Origin of the sequence: Rhodococcus sp. RD6.2, from assembly GCF_001040705.1 — a bacterium.
In the GTDB taxonomy this organism is placed as follows: Bacteria; Actinomycetota; Actinomycetes; order Mycobacteriales; family Mycobacteriaceae; genus Rhodococcus_G.
This window is the reverse complement of record NZ_CVQP01000011.1, coordinates 71,172-90,084: the sequence shown is the minus strand read 5'-3', so window position 1 is coordinate 90,084 and position 18,913 is coordinate 71,172. Positions and strand designations below refer to the sequence as shown.

General features: G+C 68.3%; 15 protein-coding genes. 4 read left to right on the top strand and 11 right to left on the bottom strand.

What is annotated here, in order from left to right:
• Window positions 1–156: 156 nt before the first annotated feature.
• The 4 genes from RHCRD62_RS22845 to RHCRD62_RS22830 form a co-directional block, all read right to left on the bottom strand.
• Entirely contained in the window at window positions 157–1,845 is a 1,689-nt protein-coding gene (locus RHCRD62_RS22845; RefSeq protein ID WP_253277447.1) for a SulP family inorganic anion transporter, read from the bottom strand.
• Window positions 1,846–1,994: 149 nt separating this feature from the next.
• Window positions 1,995–2,996 carry a ketol-acid reductoisomerase gene (ilvC, locus tag RHCRD62_RS22840; protein WP_171018717.1) on the bottom strand — a complete coding sequence of 334 codons (1,002 nt, stop codon included), beginning with the start codon at window positions 2,994–2,996 and terminating at the stop codon, window positions 1,995–1,997.
• Between the two features lie 64 nt (window positions 2,997–3,060).
• Window positions 3,061–3,564, bottom strand: a complete 504-nt coding sequence (gene ilvN / locus RHCRD62_RS22835; RefSeq protein ID WP_050067058.1) for an acetolactate synthase small subunit — start codon at window positions 3,562–3,564, stop codon at window positions 3,061–3,063.
• Window positions 3,561–5,507, bottom strand: a complete 1,947-nt coding sequence (locus RHCRD62_RS22830) for an acetolactate synthase large subunit (protein ID WP_050067057.1) — start codon at window positions 5,505–5,507, stop codon at window positions 3,561–3,563. The genes ilvN and RHCRD62_RS22830 overlap by 4 nt, the downstream gene beginning before the upstream one ends.
• A 284-nt stretch (window positions 5,508–5,791) precedes the next feature.
• Between RHCRD62_RS22830 and RHCRD62_RS22825 the strand changes: the two genes are divergently transcribed.
• Together RHCRD62_RS22825 and ilvD are read left to right on the top strand one after the other, a co-directional pair.
• Window positions 5,792–6,295, top strand: a complete 504-nt coding sequence (locus RHCRD62_RS22825; protein WP_050067056.1) for a PH domain-containing protein — start codon at window positions 5,792–5,794, stop codon at window positions 6,293–6,295.
• Window positions 6,296–6,478: 183 nt separating this feature from the next.
• Complete coding sequence (ilvD, locus tag RHCRD62_RS22820) at window positions 6,479–8,320, top strand: dihydroxy-acid dehydratase (protein WP_050067055.1); 1,842 nt, start codon at window positions 6,479–6,481, stop codon at window positions 8,318–8,320.
• Between the two features lie 51 nt (window positions 8,321–8,371).
• On the opposite strand, the gene RHCRD62_RS22815 is transcribed toward ilvD, so the two are convergent.
• Window positions 8,372–9,415 (bottom strand): Glu/Leu/Phe/Val dehydrogenase dimerization domain-containing protein, encoded by a 1,044-nt coding sequence (locus RHCRD62_RS22815; RefSeq protein ID WP_253277446.1) that lies wholly within the window; start codon window positions 9,413–9,415, stop codon window positions 8,372–8,374.
• A gap of 343 nt (window positions 9,416–9,758) precedes the next feature.
• Here RHCRD62_RS22815 and RHCRD62_RS22810 point away from each other — a divergent pair, with 343 nt between their 5' ends.
• Window positions 9,759–11,294 (top strand): amino acid permease, encoded by a 1,536-nt coding sequence (locus tag RHCRD62_RS22810; RefSeq protein ID WP_050067053.1) that lies wholly within the window; start codon window positions 9,759–9,761, stop codon window positions 11,292–11,294.
• 49 nt (window positions 11,295–11,343) lie between these two features.
• On the opposite strand, the gene RHCRD62_RS22805 is transcribed toward RHCRD62_RS22810, so the two are convergent.
• Together RHCRD62_RS22805 and RHCRD62_RS22800 are read right to left on the bottom strand one after the other, a co-directional pair.
• Window positions 11,344–12,072, bottom strand: coding sequence for a GntR family transcriptional regulator (locus tag RHCRD62_RS22805; RefSeq protein WP_084734452.1), 729 nt, complete (start codon window positions 12,070–12,072; stop codon window positions 11,344–11,346).
• A 76-nt stretch (window positions 12,073–12,148) separates the two neighbouring features.
• Window positions 12,149–12,949, bottom strand: coding sequence for a DoxX family protein (locus tag RHCRD62_RS22800; RefSeq protein ID WP_050067233.1), 801 nt, complete (start codon window positions 12,947–12,949; stop codon window positions 12,149–12,151).
• Between the two features lie 76 nt (window positions 12,950–13,025).
• On the opposite strand from RHCRD62_RS22800, the gene RHCRD62_RS22795 reads away from it, so the two are divergent.
• Entirely contained in the window at window positions 13,026–14,162 is a 1,137-nt protein-coding gene (locus tag RHCRD62_RS22795; protein ID WP_050067051.1) for a PQQ-dependent sugar dehydrogenase, read from the top strand.
• Window positions 14,163–14,166: 4 nt separating this feature from the next.
• Here RHCRD62_RS22795 and RHCRD62_RS22790 read toward each other — a convergent pair whose 3' ends face one another.
• The 4 genes from RHCRD62_RS22790 to RHCRD62_RS22775 form a co-directional block, all read right to left on the bottom strand.
• Window positions 14,167–15,384 (bottom strand): cation:proton antiporter, encoded by a 1,218-nt coding sequence (locus RHCRD62_RS22790; RefSeq protein WP_050067050.1) that lies wholly within the window; start codon window positions 15,382–15,384, stop codon window positions 14,167–14,169.
• A 107-nt stretch (window positions 15,385–15,491) separates the two neighbouring features.
• Entirely contained in the window at window positions 15,492–17,003 is a 1,512-nt protein-coding gene (gatB, locus tag RHCRD62_RS22785) for an Asp-tRNA(Asn)/Glu-tRNA(Gln) amidotransferase subunit GatB (RefSeq protein WP_050067049.1), read from the bottom strand.
• A gap of 124 nt (window positions 17,004–17,127) precedes the next feature.
• Window positions 17,128–18,159, bottom strand: a complete 1,032-nt coding sequence (locus RHCRD62_RS22780) for a 6-phosphofructokinase (RefSeq protein WP_050067232.1) — start codon at window positions 18,157–18,159, stop codon at window positions 17,128–17,130.
• A gap of 91 nt (window positions 18,160–18,250) precedes the next feature.
• Window positions 18,251–18,913 carry a response regulator gene (locus RHCRD62_RS22775; protein ID WP_050067048.1) on the bottom strand — a complete coding sequence of 221 codons (663 nt, stop codon included), beginning with the start codon at window positions 18,911–18,913 and terminating at the stop codon, window positions 18,251–18,253.

Sequence of the window (18,913 nt, the reverse complement as noted above, 5' to 3'; positions counted from 1 at the left end):
GCGAACTCCCCTGCTAGGTGTCTGGGCGGATCGTCCACGAACGGTGGTCGCGGGACGCGCCCACGAATTTCGTGACGCGGACAGCTTAGTGGTCCCACCCCCGCGGGATCACCCCGCGGGTGGGTAATACCACATGGTGGACGCCACCGGAAGGGGTCAACGCCGATTCTCGAACGCCTCGACCGCGGTCTCGAGGGTCGGATAGAAGTGGTCGGATCCGAACCTCTCCCCCAGCCCGAGCCTCTGCAACTTGTCCTTGACCGGATCCTTCATCTCCGCGAAGACCAGCTCGATCCCGTTGCCGGACAGGTACTGATCGAGTTCGACGAGCTCGTCCATCGCCGTCGTGTCCACCCCCGTCATCGGCTCCGCCGCGATGATCACCCACCGCACGGGGTCGGGAGAGCGCGCGACGACACGGCGCGCATAGTCGTCGAAGATGGCGCCGTTCGCGAAGAACAGCTGCGCGTCGAACCGGACGATCACGAGCCCGGGAATCCGATGTCCGGTCGGATTGCGTTTGATGTCGTGGTACCCGTCGATCCCGGGCACCTCCACCAGTTCGGTGCGGTACGGACGCCACGCGTGGACCACGACGGCGACGAACGAAAGTGCAATGGCGACGACGATCCCTTCCAGGACGCCGACCATTGCGACCCCGAGGAACGCCGCGATCGCCAACACCGTCTCGACCCGGCTCATCGACCACATGTCCACGATGCTGCGGATGTCGACCAGCGAGGTCGCCGCGACGATCACGACAGCGGCGAGGGCCGCCTCCGGAAGGTATCCGGTGAGGCCGGGTGCGACCAGGATGAACACCACGATCAGCAGGGCACCCACCACACCGGTCAGCTGGGTCTTCGCCCCGTTCTGCTCCGCCACCGGTGTCCGGGACGAACTAGCCGACATCGGGAACCCGCCGAGGAGGCCGCTGGCGACGTTGGCGGTACCGATCGCGCGCATCTCCTGGCTGCCGTCGACGGATTCTCCGCGTCGGGCGGCGAACGTCCGTGACAGCACGCCGGTGTCGGCGAACGCCACCAGCGCGATACCCGCCGCAGGACCGATCAACTCGGCGACGTCCGACCACTGCAATCCTCCGAGCGCGGGCGCGGGAAGACCCTGCGGAAGGGCGCCGACCATCGGGATGTCGTCGTCGAGGCCGAGGAAATAGGCGACGGCTATAGCGCCGAACACGGCGACCAGCACACCGGGAATCCGGCTGTGGAAGAGCTTGAACGCCACGATCACCGCGATGCCGCCAATGCCGATCGCCGCGGCACTGGGGTCGATCTCCCCTCCCACGATTGCGGACACCGTTGCCCGCATCTCGTCGATCAGGTTCACCCCGTCCACCGAGAAGCCCAGCAGTTTCGGGATCTGGCTGACGACCACGACGAGTGCGATGCCGTTCAGGTAGCCCAGCCGAATCGGCTTGGACAGCAGGTCCGTGACGAAGCCGAGCCGAAGGATGCCGCCGAGGACCAGGATGGCGCCCATCAGGATCGCCAGAAGGCCAGCGAGTGCGACCGCACGCTCGGGGTCACCTGCCGCGAGCGGGAGTACCGCGGCACCGATGATCGGCGCGAGCGACGAGTCGGGGCCGAGCACGAGGATCTTCGACGGCCCGGCGAGGGCGTACACGAGGAGCGGGACGATGGTCGCGTACAGACCCGTCTCCGGCGGGAGGCCGGCCGCCTGCGCGTATCCCATTCCGGCGGGGATCAGCAACGCGGTGAGCGCGATGCCCGCCGTGATGTCGGTCCGCAGCCAGGACCGCTGGTAGGTCCGGGCGACCTCGACCCCCGGAAGCCACGACTTCGTCAACGACTCACGTGTCACCGATCACCTGCCTGAAAGCACGAAACCCGACGTTCTTCCGGACAGTGTGCACCGTCCGGGAGAACATCGGGTATCGACATGCGCTGCGCGCCCGTGAGTGACTTTCACCCAACTCAGGGGTGACGATCACTCACGGGCAGCGGAGCTGCTTACGCAGTTTCGGTGATGGGGCGATCGACCCAGCTCATCAGGTCGCGCAGCTTCTTGCCGGTGACCTCGATGCCGTGCTCGGCGTTCTCCTTGCGCAGGCCCTCGAGCTCGGTGTTGCCGTTCTCGACGTTCGCGACGAGACGCTTGACGAACGTGCCGTCCTGGATGTCCTTGAGGATGTCCTTCATCCGGTCCTTCGTGCCTGCGTCGATGACGCGCGGGCCGGAGAGGTAGCCACCGAACTCGGCGGTGTCGGAGACCGAGTAGTTCATGCGTGCGATGCCGCCCTCGTACATGAGGTCGACGATCAGCTTGAGCTCGTGGAGGCACTCGAAGTAGGCCATCTCGGGCGCGTAGCCCGCCTCGACGAGGACGTCGAAGCCGGTCTTGACGAGCTCCTCGGTGCCACCGCAGAGCACGGCCTGCTCACCGAACAGGTCGGTCTCGGTCTCTTCCTTGAAGTCCGTCTTGATGACGCCGGCGCGGGTACCGCCGATGCCCTTCGCGTAGGACAGCGCCAGGGCCTGGCCCTCGCCCTTCGGGTCCTGGTGAACGGCGATCAGAGCCGGAACGCCCTTGCCGTCGACGAACTGGCGACGCACCAGGTGGCCGGGGCCCTTCGGGGCGACCATGCCGACGGTGACGTTCGCCGGAGGCTTGATCAGACCGAAGTGGATGTTGAGACCGTGGCCGAAGAAGAGCGCGTTGCCCTCCACGAGGTTCGGCTCGATGTCGTTGGTGTAGATGGACGCCTGCGCGGTGTCGGGGGCGAGCACCATGATGACGTCGGCCCACTCGGCGACCTCGGCGGGGGTGCCGACCGTCAGGCCCTGCTCCTCTGCCTTGGCCCGCGACTTCGAGCCCTCCTTCAGGCCGATGCGGACATCGACACCGGAATCGCGCAGGCTCAGCGAGTGCGCGTGGCCCTGGCTGCCGTAACCGATCACAGCAACCTTGCGGCCCTGGATGATCGACAGATCGGCATCGTCGTCGTAGAACATCTCGACTGCCACTGGTATTACCTCTCCTCTTGAATAAAAGCCGTGCGTGATGAGTAGAACTTAGCTAGCGGGTGGCCGTGATCGACTTCGGCCCACGTCCGACCGCCACGACGCCGGACTGCACGATCTCCCGGATACCGTACGGGTCGAGCATGCGCAGCAGTGCATCGAGCTTGGACCGGGTACCGGTCGCCTCGACCGTGAGCGACTCGGGCGAGACGTCGATCACCTTGGCGCGGAACAGATTCACCGTCTCGATGACCTGGGTGCGCACGCTGGCGTCGGCGCGCACCTTGATGAGCACGAGTTCGCGCGCCACCGACGCCTCACCCTCCTGCTCGACGATCTTGATGACGTTCACGAGCTTGTTGAGCTGCTTGGTCACCTGCTCGAGCGGGAACTCGTCGACTGTGACGACGATCGTCATGCGCGAGATCTCGGGAAGCTCGGTTCCTCCGACCGCGAGGGACTCGATGTTGAATCCGCGCCGGGAGAACAGTGCGGCGACACGCGCCAGCACGCCCGGCTTGTCCTCGACGAGAACGCTGAGGGTGTGGCTCGTGCTCACTTGGTGTCCTCCGAATTCTGTGCAGCCCCGTCGCCGGCGGCGTTCTGCTCGCGTTCCATCGCCTCGTGGATGACGGCAGGCTCCGACGCAGCCTCGTCGTCGTCGAACAGCGGCCGGAAGCCCCGCGCCGCCTGGATCTCGTCGTTGCTGGTGCCTGCGGCGACCATCGGCCACACCTGGGCGTCGGCGCCCACGATGAAGTCGATGACGACGGGACGGTCGTTGATGGACTGCGCCTCGCGGATCGCGGCCTCCACGTCCTCTTCCCGCTCCACGCGGATGGCGTGGCAGCCGAGCGCCTCACCGAGCTTCACGAAGTCCGGGATGCGGACAGTTCCGTGGGTGCCGAGGTTGGTGTTGGAGTACCGCTCCTCGTAGAAGAGCGTCTGCCACTGCCGCACCATGCCGAGGTTGCCGTTGTTGATGAGCGCGACCTTGATCGGAACGCCCTCGACCGCGCAGGTCGCGAGCTCCTGGTTGGTCATCTGGAAGCAGCCGTCACCGTCGATGGCCCAGACTTCCTTCTCCGGCGCGCCCATCTTTGCGCCCATCGCGGCGGGAACCGCGTAGCCCATGGTGCCGAGGCCACCCGAGTTGAGCCACGTGCGCGGCTTCTCGTACTTCACGAACTGCGCGGCCCACATCTGGTGCTGGCCGACGCCGGCGCAGTACACGGCGTCGGGTCCGGCGAGCCGGCCGACCGCCTCGATGACGAACTCGGGCGAGAGCGCGCCATCGGACGGCTTGCTGTACGCCAACGGGTACGTGGTGCGCAGTCCGTTCAGGTACTCCCACCACGCGGTCAGGTCCATCGTGGTGCCGGTGGCCTTGTCGGCGCGGATCGCCTCGATCAGCTCGACGATCACCTCACGGCAGTCACCGACGATCGGCACGTCTGCGTACCGGTTCTTGCCGATCTCGGCGGGGTCGATGTCGGCGTGGATCACCTTGGCGTCGGGCGCGAACGAGTCGAGCTGACCGGTGACCCGGTCGTCGAAGCGCGCACCGAGCGTGATGAGCAGGTCGGACTTCTGCAGCGCCGCGACGGCCGCGACGGCGCCGTGCATACCGGGCATGCCGCAGTGCAGCTGGTGGCTGTCGGGGAACGCGCCGCGGGCCATCAGCGTGGTGACCACCGGGATTCCGGTCAGCTCGGCGAGCTCGAGCAGCTCGGCCGACGCCTCGGCCTTGATGACGCCGCCACCGACGTAGAACACGGGTGACGTGGACTCGGCGATCAGCCGGGCCGCCTCGCGGACCTGCTTGCCGTGCGGCTTGGACACCGGCCGGTAGCCGGGCAGTCGCATCTCCGGCGGCCACGAGAACGTGGTCTGCGCCTGCAGGACGTCCTTCGGGATGTCGACGAGGACAGCGCCCGGGCGACCTGAGGACGCCAGGTAGAACGCTTCCGCCATGATCCGCGGGATGTCGATGCCGTCGGTGATGAGGAAGTTGTGCTTGGTGATCGGCATGGTGATGCCGGAGATGTCGGCTTCCTGGAAGGCATCGGTGCCGATCAGTCCGCGGCCGACCTGGCCGGTGATCGCGACGACGGGAACCGAGTCCATCTGGGCGTCCGCGAGGGGGGTCACCAGGTTCGTGGCGCCAGGTCCGGACGTTGCCATGCAGACGCCGACCTTGCCGGTCGCCTGGGCGTACCCGGTGGCGGCGTGACCTGCACCCTGCTCGTGACGGACGAGGACGTGACGCACCTTCGTCGAGTCGAAGAGCGGGTCGTAGACGGGGAGAACCGCGCCGCCCGGAATGCCGAAGACCGTGTCAACCTCGAGCTCCTCGAGGGCGCGGACCACGGACTGGGCGCCGGTGACCCGCTCGGGGGCGACCTGGCGTCGCGCTCCGGACTGGGGGGTGGCGGCCGTGGGACCGGGCTGGGCCCCGGCCTTGCGCGGCGTGGGCTGCGGCCGTGCGGTTGGTGCGCTCACTGGTGATTCCTCTGGTGTTGACGAGTCGAGCTGTGTCCGGGCAACAAAAAACCCCCGCCAGCAATGTCTGCTGTGCGAGGGTGGCGCGTCGTGCTTTGCGAGTTGACTTCGAAATCGACTCAGGCGACGACGCGCCGGCCGATTACGAGGAACTCATTCTGCTTCACGCGTTAGAAGGTAGGCGCGTCAAGGGTGAACAGTCAACTTTGGTGAGTCACTGTCCCAGAATGTGAGAGCGCCGGCTGCAATGCGAGGATGGTGAGGTGTCGTCCCCATCGCAGCCCGTGCCACCACAGTCATCCTCCCACACCGCCGAGGCGACTCGGCAAACCATCCAGATCTCGAGCCTCGGCCTACTCGGCGTCCTGCTCCTGGCCTTCGGCCTGAGCTTCGTGATCTTCGCCAGCCCGCCGTGGGTGTCGGTGCTGTGGATCGTCCCGATCGGGGTCGCGTACTGGATGCTGCGCGTCCGCACGGTCGTCGACACCCAGGGGCTGCACGTGCGCCGGATGTTCACCAGCGAAGTGATCACGTGGGACGAGGTCAAGGGCTTCCGCTTCCCCAAGCGGGCCGGCTGGGCGCGCGCGGAGCTGGTCGCCGGCGGCGAGAAGTCCCTGCCCGTCGTCACCTTCGAGAAGCTCCCGCTGATTGCGGCGGCGAGCGGCGGGCGTGTCACCGACCCCTACGCGGTCGCCGAGAGGATCGAGCGAGAGCGTCGCGAGCAGGAACGAGCCGAGCAGGACGCCACAGCGGAACGTCCGACCGACTCGGATCAGGGCGGCGAATAACACGCGAGTACCGTTGAGGCAATCCCCGACGCCGGTCGGGCAGTCCGTCGGCACTGCCGACGAGCGGGGCACCGCCCCGGCCTGACCGCCCGAATCAGCCCCCGCGCGCCGGGTCCACCCGATGCACAGTGCGCCCGCCTGTCAGCCCACCGGCGGACGCGCCCCGAGGAGTGAAGGACGCCCATGCCCCCGCTGAGGTCACGCACCACCACCGTCGGACGCAATGCCGCCGGAGCCCGCTCCCTGTGGCGAGCCACCGGCATGACGGACTCCGACTTCGGCAAGCCGATTGTCGCGATTGCGAACTCGTACACCCAGTTCGTGCCCGGCCACGTCCATCTCAAGGACGTCGGTGACATCGTCGCCGAGGCCGTTCGCGCAGCGGGCGGCGTTCCCCGCGAGTTCCACACCATCGCCGTGGACGACGGCATCGCGATGGGCCACGGCGGCATGCTCTACTCACTGCCGAGCCGCGAGATCATCGCCGACTCCGTCGAATACATGGTCAACGCGCACACCGCCGACGCACTGGTCTGCATCTCCAACTGCGACAAGATCACCCCCGGAATGCTCAATGCCGCGATGCGCCTGAACATCCCGACCGTGTTCGTCTCGGGTGGTCCGATGGAGGCGGGCAAGGCCGTCGTCGTCGGTGGCGTCGCACAGGCCCCGACCGACCTCATCACCGCGATCTCCGCGTCCGCCAACGACTCCGTGTCCGAGGAGGGCCTGGACGAGGTCGAGCGCAGCGCGTGCCCCACGTGCGGTTCCTGCTCGGGCATGTTCACCGCGAACTCGATGAACTGCCTCACCGAGGCACTCGGACTCGCACTGCCCGGCAACGGCTCCACGCTGGCCACCCACGAGGCCCGCCGCGCACTGTTCAGCCGTGCCGGCACCACCGTCGTCGAGGCCGCGCTGCGCTACTACCGCGACGAGGACGAGTCGGTCCTACCGCGGAACATCGCCACCCCCAAGGCGTTCCGCAACGCGATGGCACTCGACGTCGCGATGGGTGGGTCCACCAACACCGTCCTGCACACGCTTGCCGCGGCGCAGGAGGGCGAGGTCGACTTCGACCTGACCACGATCGACGAGATCAGCCGCCGGGTGCCGTGCCTGTCGAAGGTCTCTCCGAACTCGGACTACCACATGGAGGACGTGCACCGGGCCGGCGGCATTCCCGCGCTGCTCGGTGAGCTGCGCCGCGCCAACTTGCTCGAGACCGAGGTCTCCACCGTTCACACGAAGTCGTTCGACGAGTGGCTCGACACGTGGGACATCCGCTCCGGCAAGGCGTCCGACGAAGCACTCGAACTCTTCCATGCCGCACCCGGTGGGGTCCGCACCACGGAGCCGTTCTCGACGAACAACCGATGGTCCGCACTCGACACCGACGCCGAGGGCGGATGCATCCGCGACATCGAGCACGCGTACACCGTCGAGGGCGGCCTGTGCGTGCTGCGCGGCAACATCGCCGTCGACGGCGCGATCCTCAAGACCGCCGGCATCGACGAGGAACTCTTCTCGTTCCAGGGCCCGGCCGTCGTCGTCGAGTCGCAGGAGGCCGCCGTCTCGGTGATCCTGCAGAAGCAGATCAAGCCGGGCGACGTCATCGTCGTGCGCTACGAGGGACCGAAGGGCGGACCGGGCATGCAGGAGATGCTGCACCCCACCGCGTTCCTCAAGGGCGCCGGTCTCGGCAAGGAGTGCGCGCTCATCACCGACGGCCGCTTCTCCGGCGGAACGTCGGGTCTGTCGATCGGCCACATCTCCCCCGAGGCCGCGTCCGGTGGCGTGATCGGCCTCGTCGAAGACGGCGACCAGATTCGCATCGACGTCGCGACCCGCACGCTCGAGGTCCTCGTCGACGACGACGTCCTGGCCGAGCGCCGCGCCAAGATGGAGGCGTCCGAGCGGCCGTGGCAGCCCGTCGACCGTCAGCGCACCGTCACGACCGCGCTGCGTGCCTACGCCGCACTCGCGACGTCCGCCGACAAGGGTGCCGTCCGCCAGGTGCCGTGACCTGCTGGTGCCCGTGCGGACGAAGCGCCGTCCGCACGGGCACCACCGCGTCTACCCCGACACATCCTGGCGCGCTGCGTCGATCCGACGATGCGCCAGAGCCATCGCGGCCGACTCCGGATCGGACCGGGTCACCGCCGCGTGGTGCAGGATCTCGTCGACGACGACACCGATCCGGTCGACCCGGTCCACGAAGTCGGCCTCATCGTTGATCTCAGCGGCGCACGAGATCAATCCTCCGGCGTTGGACACGAAGTCGGGGACGTACGCGACACCGCGGGCTGCGAGAGTCGCGCCGACGCCCGGCCCGGCGAACATGTTGTTCGCGGCGCCGACCACCGCGCTCGCACGCAGTCGACCCGCGACCTCCTCGGTGACCACGAGTCCGGGACCGGCCGGGCACACGACGTCGACGTCCGAGAGGAGCACGGTGTCGAGCGCCGTTGCCGTCGCACCGTGGTCCGCGACCGCCGACGCGACCCGCTCCGGATCCGGATCGGCGACGAGCACCTGCGCGCCGCGGGCGGTGAGCAGTTCGACGATGCCCCGGCCCACGTTGCCGATACCCTGCACCGCAACCCGAAGTCCGTCGAGACCTCGGTGACCGATGCCGTTGCTGCCCAACCGGTTCGCCACCGTCTCCATCGACATGACCACCCCGCGGGCCGTGTAGGGCGACGGGTCCCGGCCGTCACTGGAGACGCGGGGCGCATGCCTACCGATCACTTCGAGGTCGGCGGGGCCGGTGCCCATGTCCGCGCCGGGAATGTAGCGGCCGTCGAACGCCGCGACGTGCCGACCGTGCGCCTCGAGCATCTCCACGGTCTTGTCGTCGCGGGGATCGGCATTGATCACCGACTTGCCACCACCCAGCGGCAGCCCCGCGAGCGCGGCCTTGAAGGTCATGGCACGAGCGAGTCGCAACGCGTCCGCTGCCGCGAGGTCGTCGGTGGCGCACTTGCGAATGCGGACACCGCCGAGAGCCGGCCCGAGAGTGGTGTCGTGGACGGCGACGATGCTGGCGAATCCGCCGTCGAGGCGCCGAACCGAAAGCTGTTCGAAGTTCTGTTCGCCGAATGTGTCGAGGGCGCTCACTGATACTCCTTCACTGCGCATCACGGCGACGCCACCCTTGTGGGGCGCGGTCGTGGAGCGATTGGGGCGCGGGGATTTCCGCACCGCGAACTGTAATCCACGTCACATGATTGTCAACAGACGTAGCCACAGAGACACGTACCGAGCAGTTTTCCTGAGCATGATGAGCAGCCGGCGGCACCTGACACACCATTGCGTGAGCACCACGCGCACCTGCCGAACGCACTGTTGCGCTGCCGCCCGGCGCGATGCTTCCCTCGTGACGCGGTGAGACCCACATCACATCGCAACCGCCCAGCCTGCGCGGCCCACGAGGTCACGGAGCACATCGAGGAGCGCATCCATGCCCGGATCCGGAATCTGGCGTACCAAATCCGTCGAGCAATCCATCTCGGACACCGACGAACCCGACACCCGGCTCCGAAGAGAGCTCACCACCCGCGATCTGACGGTGTTCGGTGTCGCGGTGGTGATCGGTGCCGGCATCTTCACCCTCACCGCACGGACCGCGGGAAACGTTGCCGGACCGTCCATTTCACTGGCATTCGTGCTGGCTGCCTGCGCCTGTGCGCTGGCAGCCCTGTGCTACGCCGAGTTCGCCTCCACGGTGCCCGTCGCGGGCAGCGCCTACACCTTCTCGTACGCGACGTTCGGCGAGTTCGTCGCCTGGATCATCGGGTGGGACCTGATTCTCGAGTTCGCCCTCGCGTCAGCGGTGGTCGCGAAGGGGTGGTCCCTCTACCTGGGCAACGTGTTCGGCGCCGGGTCCACCGTCGCGCACATCGGACCACTGAACCTGGACTGGGGCGCACTCGTGATCGTGGGCGTGCTGACCGTCGTCCTCGCCGTCGGAACCAAGGTGTCCTCCCGGGTGTCGGCGATCGTCACGGCCATCAAGATTCTGGTGGTTCTGCTCGTCATCGTGGTCGGGTTCTTCTACATCGACACCGACAACTACTCCCCGTTCGTGCCTCCGGTGGAACAGGCAGGTGACACCGCCGCAGGAATGCACCAGTCACTGCTGTCGTTCTTCACGGGCGCAGGCGGCAGCACGTACGGATGGTATGGACTGCTGGCCGCGGCATCTCTCGTGTTCTTCGCCTTCATCGGATTCGACGTGGTCGCGACCACCGCCGAAGAGACGAAGAATCCGCAGAAGTCCCTGCCCCGAGGCATTCTCGGCTCCCTCGCAATCGTGACCGTCCTGTACGTCGCGGTCACCGTTGTCCTCACCGGCATGGTGAAGTACACCGACCTGAGGACCGGCAGCCCGCTCGTCGGAGACGGCAGCGCCACCCTCGCCACGGCCTTCGAGGCGCACGGGATCACCTGGGCGAAAATGGCGATCAGCTTCGGTGGCCTCGCCGGGCTGACCACCGTCGTGATGGTCATGATGCTCGGCCAGACCCGGGTGTTGTTCGCGATGTCCCGCGACGGCCTGATGCCCCGCGGCCTCGCCAAGACCGGGCGCCGCGGCACCCCGGTCCGGATCACGCTCCTCGTCGGCGGCGTCGTCGCGGTGCTCGCGGCACTCTTCCCGATGGGCACACTCGAGGAGATGGTCAACATCGGCACGCTCTTCGCGTTCGTCCTCGTCTGCATCGGAGTCGTCATCCTGCGCCGCACGCGTCCGGACCTGCCCCGCGGGTTCAGGGTGCCGATGGTTCCGCTGGTTCCGATCCTCGCGGTCCTCGCCTGCGGATGGTTGATGCTGAATCTGTCGGTGGAGACCTGGATCCGGTTCGTGGTGTGGATGGCCCTCGGCGTCGCGGTGTACTTCGCCTACGGGTATCGCAGGTCGGTGCTCGGTCGACGGCTCGCCGCACCCGTGGAGGCCGCACCGGAGCCGGGGTCGATACCGGCGAACCTGCCCGTCTGACGGGCGACCTAACCGGCCGTGGCCGCACCCCCATGTGGTGCGGCCACGGTCACCGTCGTCTCAGGGTCACCCGATAGGTGTAGTGCTCGGGTAGGAAGTAGCTGATCGCGAGCTCCGTCGGCTCGTCGATCTCGTTGGAGTAGAGGCGATCCACCCGCAGCATCGGATGCCCCGGCTCGCAGCCGACGGCGGATGCGGCGGCATCGGGCGCCGAGGACACCGTGATCGACTGGTCCGCCTGCACGATGGGCATCGCCAGATGCGGCTCGATCAGTCCGATCATCGTGTACGTGCTCGACGCGCCAGCCGCGAGTTCCGGGGCGGCGACGACCGCCTTGCCGACGACCTCCGGCAAGTACACCGTCGTGTACACGAACGGAACCCCGTCGTGCAGGCGCCGGAACGACACCGCATAGAGCAGATCGGTGTCCAGCCGGAGTCGGCTCGCCGCCTCGATGTCGACCTGGCGTCGCATCGGCGACACGATCTCCATCGTCGTGTCGGTCGACAGGTTCATCAGGTCTTCGATGGAACCCAGCTGCCGTAGATAGCGTCCGGTGGTCTCGCTGGCGAAGGTGCCGCGTCCCGGCACGCGGTGCACGATGCCCTCGGAGACCAGGTCGTGGAACGCGCGGCGCACGGTCTGACGGCTGACGCCGTGTGTGACGGCCAGTTCCGCTTCCGTCGGCAACCGCACGCCGTCCCGATAGAGGCCGTCCGCGATCTCGCCGCGGAGCCGATTCGCGAGCGCCTGATAGGCGGGTTCTCGAACGTCCAAGCCCGCCTCCACGTCGCACCGATTTGTACGGCCATTATGTCGAGGTCGGCGACTCCGCGTCAACGCGGCCCTCACGTCACGCGAGCGGATTCGCTCCGTTGAGGAAGATCCACAGGCACACGCCCCCCGCGACACCCAACAGCAGCACGACGAACGAGCCGATGTGCGGCCTCGTGGCCCACCGGCGCCTGCCCTCCACCGAGATACGTCCCGGGCCCGTCAGCGCGATCGCGACGAGCACCGCCGCGAGCAACAGCTCCAACTCGGGGCCGTCCGGTGCAAACCATTGCAGACCGGGGTCGGCTGCCTGCTGCACACACCAGGCGTTGATCAGGACCGCGAGAAGACCCGCTGCGGCGAACGGTGTGAACAATCCGACAATCAGCAGGACACCCGCCGCGACCTCGCCGATCGCGCCCGCGTACGCCAGGATGGCGGCCTGTTGGAAACCCGCATCGACGAGGAAAGACTCGAAGCCGTCGAGTCCCGGGCCACCCCAGATCCCCAGCAGCTTCTGCAGTCCGTGCGCCAGCGCAACGGCACCGACCGCCACTCGCAGGACGAGCAACCCGAGGTCGAGGGTGCCGCGCGGTGTCTTGGGCGGCGCGGTGGGCGCGACCACGGCAGGAGGCGCGGTCGACGCGGCCAACGTGGCCGCGAGGTCTCGGTCGAACGAATCGGCCGTCCGCAACTCCTCCGTCGGATGCGGAACGGACGTCGCCGAATCGGATGCGCTGTAGGTCGGGATCTGCTCGGTCGGCAGGAAGTCGAGATCGTCGTCGGTGGTGGGAATCCGGCCCGACTGCGCGGTGCCGGTGCTGGGCACCGAGCGGGCGAAGCCCTCGGCTGCCGGGTTCTGTCGCGGGTTGTCGGTCACGCAACCCAGCGTAGGTCGGGTAGGCCACCGACCACCGGTTCGGCGCGCGGTGAGTCGGTTGTCGTACGGTTCGGACATGGCGATCAATCGTGCGGCGTACCGCACCGCGGTGCTGTCCACACTCGCCCTGACCGTGCTGCCGGGCTGCGCCCGGTTCGACGACAGCGCGTCCACCCCCTTCACCCCCGTCCCCACCTTCTCGGCGGGCGAGGTCGAGCCACGCCAACCGGACGCACCGACGACGACACCCGACGCGACCGGCGCTCCGCCGGAGGTCGTGCCGTGCGTCGATCCCGACCCCGCCGTCGTCGCAACGTGCCTCGACGTCACCGGCGGACTGACGGTCCTGCCCGGGGGGCAGGCCGCACTCGTCACCGAGCGACGCACCGGACGGATACTCCAGGTCGCGCCGGGGATGCCGGTCCAGGAGATCGCGCGCGTCGACGTGGACGGGTCGGGTGACGGCGGCCTGCTCGGCGTCGCACTGTCCCCCACCTACACCGAGGACAACCTGCTCTACGCGTACGTCACCACCGCCTCCGACAACAGGGTGATTCGCATCGCACCCGGCGACACCCCGAAGGACGTCCTGACGGGTATCCCGCGGGGGTCGAGCGGGAACGCGGGTGCCCTGATCTTCACCACGCCGAGCGAACTGACCGTCGTCACGGGCGACGCGGGAAACCCCGCAGCGGCAGCAGATCCAGGATCCCTGGCCGGGAAGGTCCTGCGGGTCACCGCCCTCACACCGTCGCCGTCGCAGCCGCCGCCTCAGGTGGTGCTGTCCGGGATCGGCACCGCCGGCGACGTCTGCCTCGACCCGGTGGGCGGCGGCGTGTGGGTCACCGACCGCACGGTCCTCGAGGACCGGCTGCAGCGCGTCTCGTCGGTCGGGGCCACGGGCACACCCGTGTGGACGTGGCCGGATCGGCCGGGCGTCGCGGGCTGCACGGCCGTGGACGGTGGTGTCGCGGTGTCGCTCACCGGAGGCCGGGCGCTCGCCGTCCTGCCGATCGACCCGCGCACCGGCGCCGCGCAGGCCGCACCCGGACTCATCGCGCAGGACACCTACGGCATGCTCGGCGGAGCCGATCTGGGTGCGGGAGGACAGGTCTGGGTGTCCACGGTGAACAAGTCCGGTGACCGACCCGGCCCCACCGACGACCGCGTCGTCCGGATCCCGGCGCCGCAGGGCGGCGGAGGATTCGACTGACGCGTCAGAGCTGGTCGGCGGGGGCGGGCGTCTCCTGGGCGGGCGCTCGCCCCCCGAGCAGGGACGCGGCCAGCGGCAGGACGAGGACGGTGATCGCGCCCGCCGCCACCAGGATCGACGCGTTCGCGGGCGACATCTCTCCTGCCGCGACGGCCACCCCGGTGACGGCGACGATCAGCGGGAGACCGGTCGCGGAGTACAACGCCACCTGCCCGCGTTGACGCAGTGTCGGCGGCTCGTCCGTCCCGTCCGGTCCGCGGTCGAAACGCTCGGCGACGAAGACCGGGAGTCCGCGCACGATCAGGATCATCAGGAGGAATGCCACCAGCACACCGGGTTTCGCAACGACGGCCGACACGTCGATCGCCATCCCCGAGGTGACGAAGAAGATCGGGATCAGCAGGCCGAATGCCAGGCCCTCGAGCTTGGCCTCGAGCTTCTCGTCGCCTGCGGGAACGGCACGCCGGAGGATGAACCCGGCCGCGAAGGCTGCGAGGATGCCGTCGACCTCGAAGATGGCCGCCAACGCGCCCAGCGAGACCAGTAGCAGGATGGTGAGCCGCACCGTCGTCTGCGCTGTGGTCTCCGAGCCGAGCCGGATGATCGACGCCAGCCGCGACTCCGCCCGGCGCACCCGGTCCGGGATGAGCCCGACGACGACCGCTGCGGCGGCGAACACCACGAGCACGATCAGCGACCCGACGGTTCCGCGCGATCCGAGTAGCACCGCCATCGCGATGACGGGGCCGAGTTCGCCGAACGCACCGTGGTTGAGCACCGTCCGGCCGATCCGGGTGTTCACGACCCCGCTGTCCTTGAGGATCGGGAGCAGGGTGCCCAACGCGGTCGACGTCAGTGCGATCGCGACAGCGACCTCCCCACTGATCGCCCCGGTCAGGCCGAGCAACCCGATCAGCAGGAAAGCCAGTGCCAGGCAGGTGCACCACGTCACCAACGCACGACGCCCACCACGCCCGGTGAGTTCGTCGGTGTCGATCTCGTAGCCCGCGAGCAGGAAGAGCATCCCGAGGCCCAGTTCGCTGAGCAGCCCGATCTCGGGGCCGTCGACGGCGAGGCCGAGCATGTGCGGGCCGATCAGCATGCCTCCGATGAGCAGCAGTACGACCTCGGGGACCAGCTTGCGCGGAACCAGCCCCGCGACGATCGGCGCGACGACCGCGCACAGGGCTATCCAGAAGAGGGAGGCTCCGACCGAAGGCATGCCCCGATTATCGCGGCCGGGCAGCCGATGCCCGCCGAGTGCGCAGATTCCGGGGTGTCGGCCGTGCGGCCACACCGGTCACCGCGCGCTCGGCGGGGACGCGGAGACTACGCGCAGGCTTCGATGACGAGTTCCTTGACGCGAGCCGGATCGGCCTGGCCCTTGGTGGCCTTCATCACGGCACCGACGATCGCGCCCGCGGCCGCGACCTTGCCGCTGCGGATCTTCTCCGCCACATCGGGATTGGCGGCCAGCGCCTCGTCGACCGCGGCCTTGATCAGCGTGTCGTCGCGGACCACGACCAGTTCGGGATGCGCGGCGACGACCTGCTGCGGATCACCCTCACCCGCGAGAACGTGGTCGACGACCTGACGTGCCACCTTGTTGTTGAGCTTGCCGCTGTCGATCAGCGCGACGACCTGAGCGACCTGCGCCGGCGTGATCGGCAGATCGGCGAGCTCGACACCACGGGTGTTGGCCTGCTGCGCGAGGTACGACACCCACCAGGACCGGGCCGCGTCGGCCGGTGCGCCAGCCTCGGTGGTCGCGATGACGAGGTCGAGTGCGCCCGCGTTGACGAGGTCGCGCATCACCTCGTCGGACACGCCCCACTCGGCCTGGATGCGCGCGCGACGCAGCCACGGCAGTTCGGGGAGGGTGCCGCGCAGCTGCTCCACCCACTCGGCGTCGGGAGCGACCGGCTCGAGATCCGGTTCGGGGAAGTAGCGGTAGTCCTCGGCCGTCTCCTTGCGCCTGCCGGCGGAGGTGGTGCCGTCGGCCTCCTGGAAGTGCCTGGTCTCCTGGATGACTTCGCCACCCGCGACGAGGACGGCCGCCTGGCGTCGCATCTCGTAGCGGACTGCCACCTCGACGGACTTGAGGGAGTTGACGTTCTTGGTTTCGGTGCGGGTGCCGAACTCTTTCGCACCGATCGGCATCAGCGAGATGTTCGCGTCACAGCGCATCGAGCCCTGATCCATGCGGACGTCGGACACGTCCAGCGCCTTGAGCAGGTCACGGAGTGCGGTCACATAGGCACGCGCGACCTCGGGGGCGCGTTCACCCGCGCCCTCGATCGTCTTCGTCACGATCTCGACGAGCGGCACCCCGGCCCGGTTGTAGTCGAGCAGCGAGTGGCTGGCTCCGTGGATACGTCCGGTCGCGCCGCCGACGTGCAGGGACTTGCCGGTGTCCTCTTCCATGTGGGCGCGCTCGATCTCGACCCGCCAGGTGGTGCCGTCGTCGAGAACGACGTCGAGGTAGCCGTCGGTGGCGATCGGCTCGTCGTACTGGGAGATCTGGTAGTTCTTCGGCTGGTCCGGGTAGAAGTAGTTCTTCCGCGCGAACCGGCCCCACGGGGTGATCGAGCAGTTCAGCGCGAGGCCGATACGGATCGCCGACTCCACGGCGGCCGCGTTGACGACCGGCATCGAGCCGGGCAGGCCCAGGCACACCGGGCAGACCTGGGTGTTCGGCTCGGCACCGAACGTCGTCGGGCAGCCGCAGAACATCTTGGTCGCGGTGTGCAGCTCGACGTGCACCTCCATGCCCATCACGGGCTCGAACTTCTCGAGCACGTCGTCGTAGGCGAGCAGGTCATCTGACATGGCGGCGGTCATGCAGCCGAGTTTATTCGCCCCCGTCCGTGAGGCACGACTCGCATCACGCTCAGCCGCGGTAACTCCTGTTCGGCTCAGCCGCGGTAACTCCTGTTCGGCTCAGCCGCGGTAACTCCTGTTCGGCTCAGCCGAAGATGACCCGCATCTCCTCGTAGCGTTCGAGCGGGACGGTCTTGTGGTCGGCGAGTGCCTCGTCGAAGTGCACGGAGACGATGTCGGTGCCGTGCAGCGCGACCATCTCTCCCCATTCCTGCGCGGCGACGAGGTCGGTGACCGCCATCCCCAGGCGGGTCGCGAGGACCCGGTCGAAGGCGGTGGGGACGCCGCCGCGCTGGATGTGTCCAAGCACCGTCGCGCGGGTTTCGATGCCCGTCCGCTCCTCGATCATCGGCGCGAGGACCTCCCCGATACCGCCGAGACGCGGTCGGGCGAACCCGTCGAGCCCCTTCGTCGAGTGGGCCTCCGACATGTTCGGCAGGGTGAATCCCTCGGCGACGACGACCATCGGAGACCTGCCGCGATCCCGGACGCTGTTCACCCACGTGCAAATCTGTTCGATGCTCTCGGGATGCTCGGGAATGAGAATCGCGTGGGCACCGCCCGCGGTGCCGGAGTGCAGCGCGATCCACCCGGCGCCTCGGCCCATCACCTCGAGCACCATGCACCGCTTGTGGGAGTTGCCGGTGGTGCGGAGCCGGTCGATCGCCTCCGTCGCGATCTCGACGGCGGTGTCGAACCCGAAGGTGTAGTCGGTCTGGTCGAGGTCGTTGTCGATGGTCTTGGGGACGCCGACGATGTGGATGCCCTCGTCGTACAGCCGCTGCGACGCCGCGGCCGTCCCCTCCCCGCCGATGGCGATCACGGCGTCGACACCGAGCCGCTGCATCGTGCGGGCGATGTTCTCCGCTCCGCCGTTCGGACCCTGGTACGGCCCGAATCTGCTGGTGCCCAGGATAGTTCCGCCCTCGTGGGAGAGGCCACGGACGGTGGGGCGGTCGAGCTCCATGATGTCGCCCTCCACCAGACCGCGCCAGCCGTCACGGAATCCGACGAACTCCTGGTCGTGGACGGTGGTGCCCTTCAGGACTGCGCCTCGGATGACGGCGTTCAGTCCCGGGCAGTCGCCGCCGCTGGTGAGAATCCCGACTCGCGTCATCGACACCCCTGTCCGGACCGGCTCTGGTTGGGTCGGTCACCATAGTGCACCCGGATCGGGACCCCGGCATCTCAGGACGCGGCACTGCGGCTCAGCCGGGCGTCACGACCCCGGTCTCGTAGGCGAGGACGACTGCCTGCGCGCGGTCACGCAGGTGCAGTTTGGACAGCACCTTGCCGACGTGGGTCTTCACGGTTTGCTCGGCGACGAAGAGGGATTCCGCGATCTCCGTGTTGGACAGCCCCCGCGCGATGAGTTCCAGCACCTCGCGTTCGCGCGGAGTGAGTGCCGCGAGTTGCGCGGGCTCGACCCGACGCGCGGCGCGGCGGCTCGTCACGTCGGCGATCAGCCGCCTCGTGACCGACGGCGCGAGCAACGCCTCCCCGGCGGCGACGACCCGGACCGCTCGGACGAGTTCCTCCGCGGGCGCGTCCTTGAGCAGGAACCCGCTCGCTCCGACCCGGAGTGCCTCGTAGACGTAGTCGTCGATGTCGAAGGTCGTCAGCATCAGTACCCGCACCGGCGGGTCGAGGGACGCGGACAGGATTCGGTCGGCGGCGTCGAGTCCGTTCAGTTCCGGCATCCGGACGTCCATCAGCACGACGTCGGGACGCAGCCGCAGCACCTCGTCGACCGCGATCCTTCCGTTCGGGGCGTCCCCGACAACGCTGATGTCGGTCTGGGCAGACAGCAGGGCACCGAAGCCCTGCCGCACCATCGCCTGATCGTCCGCAATGAAGACCGTGATCGCCAC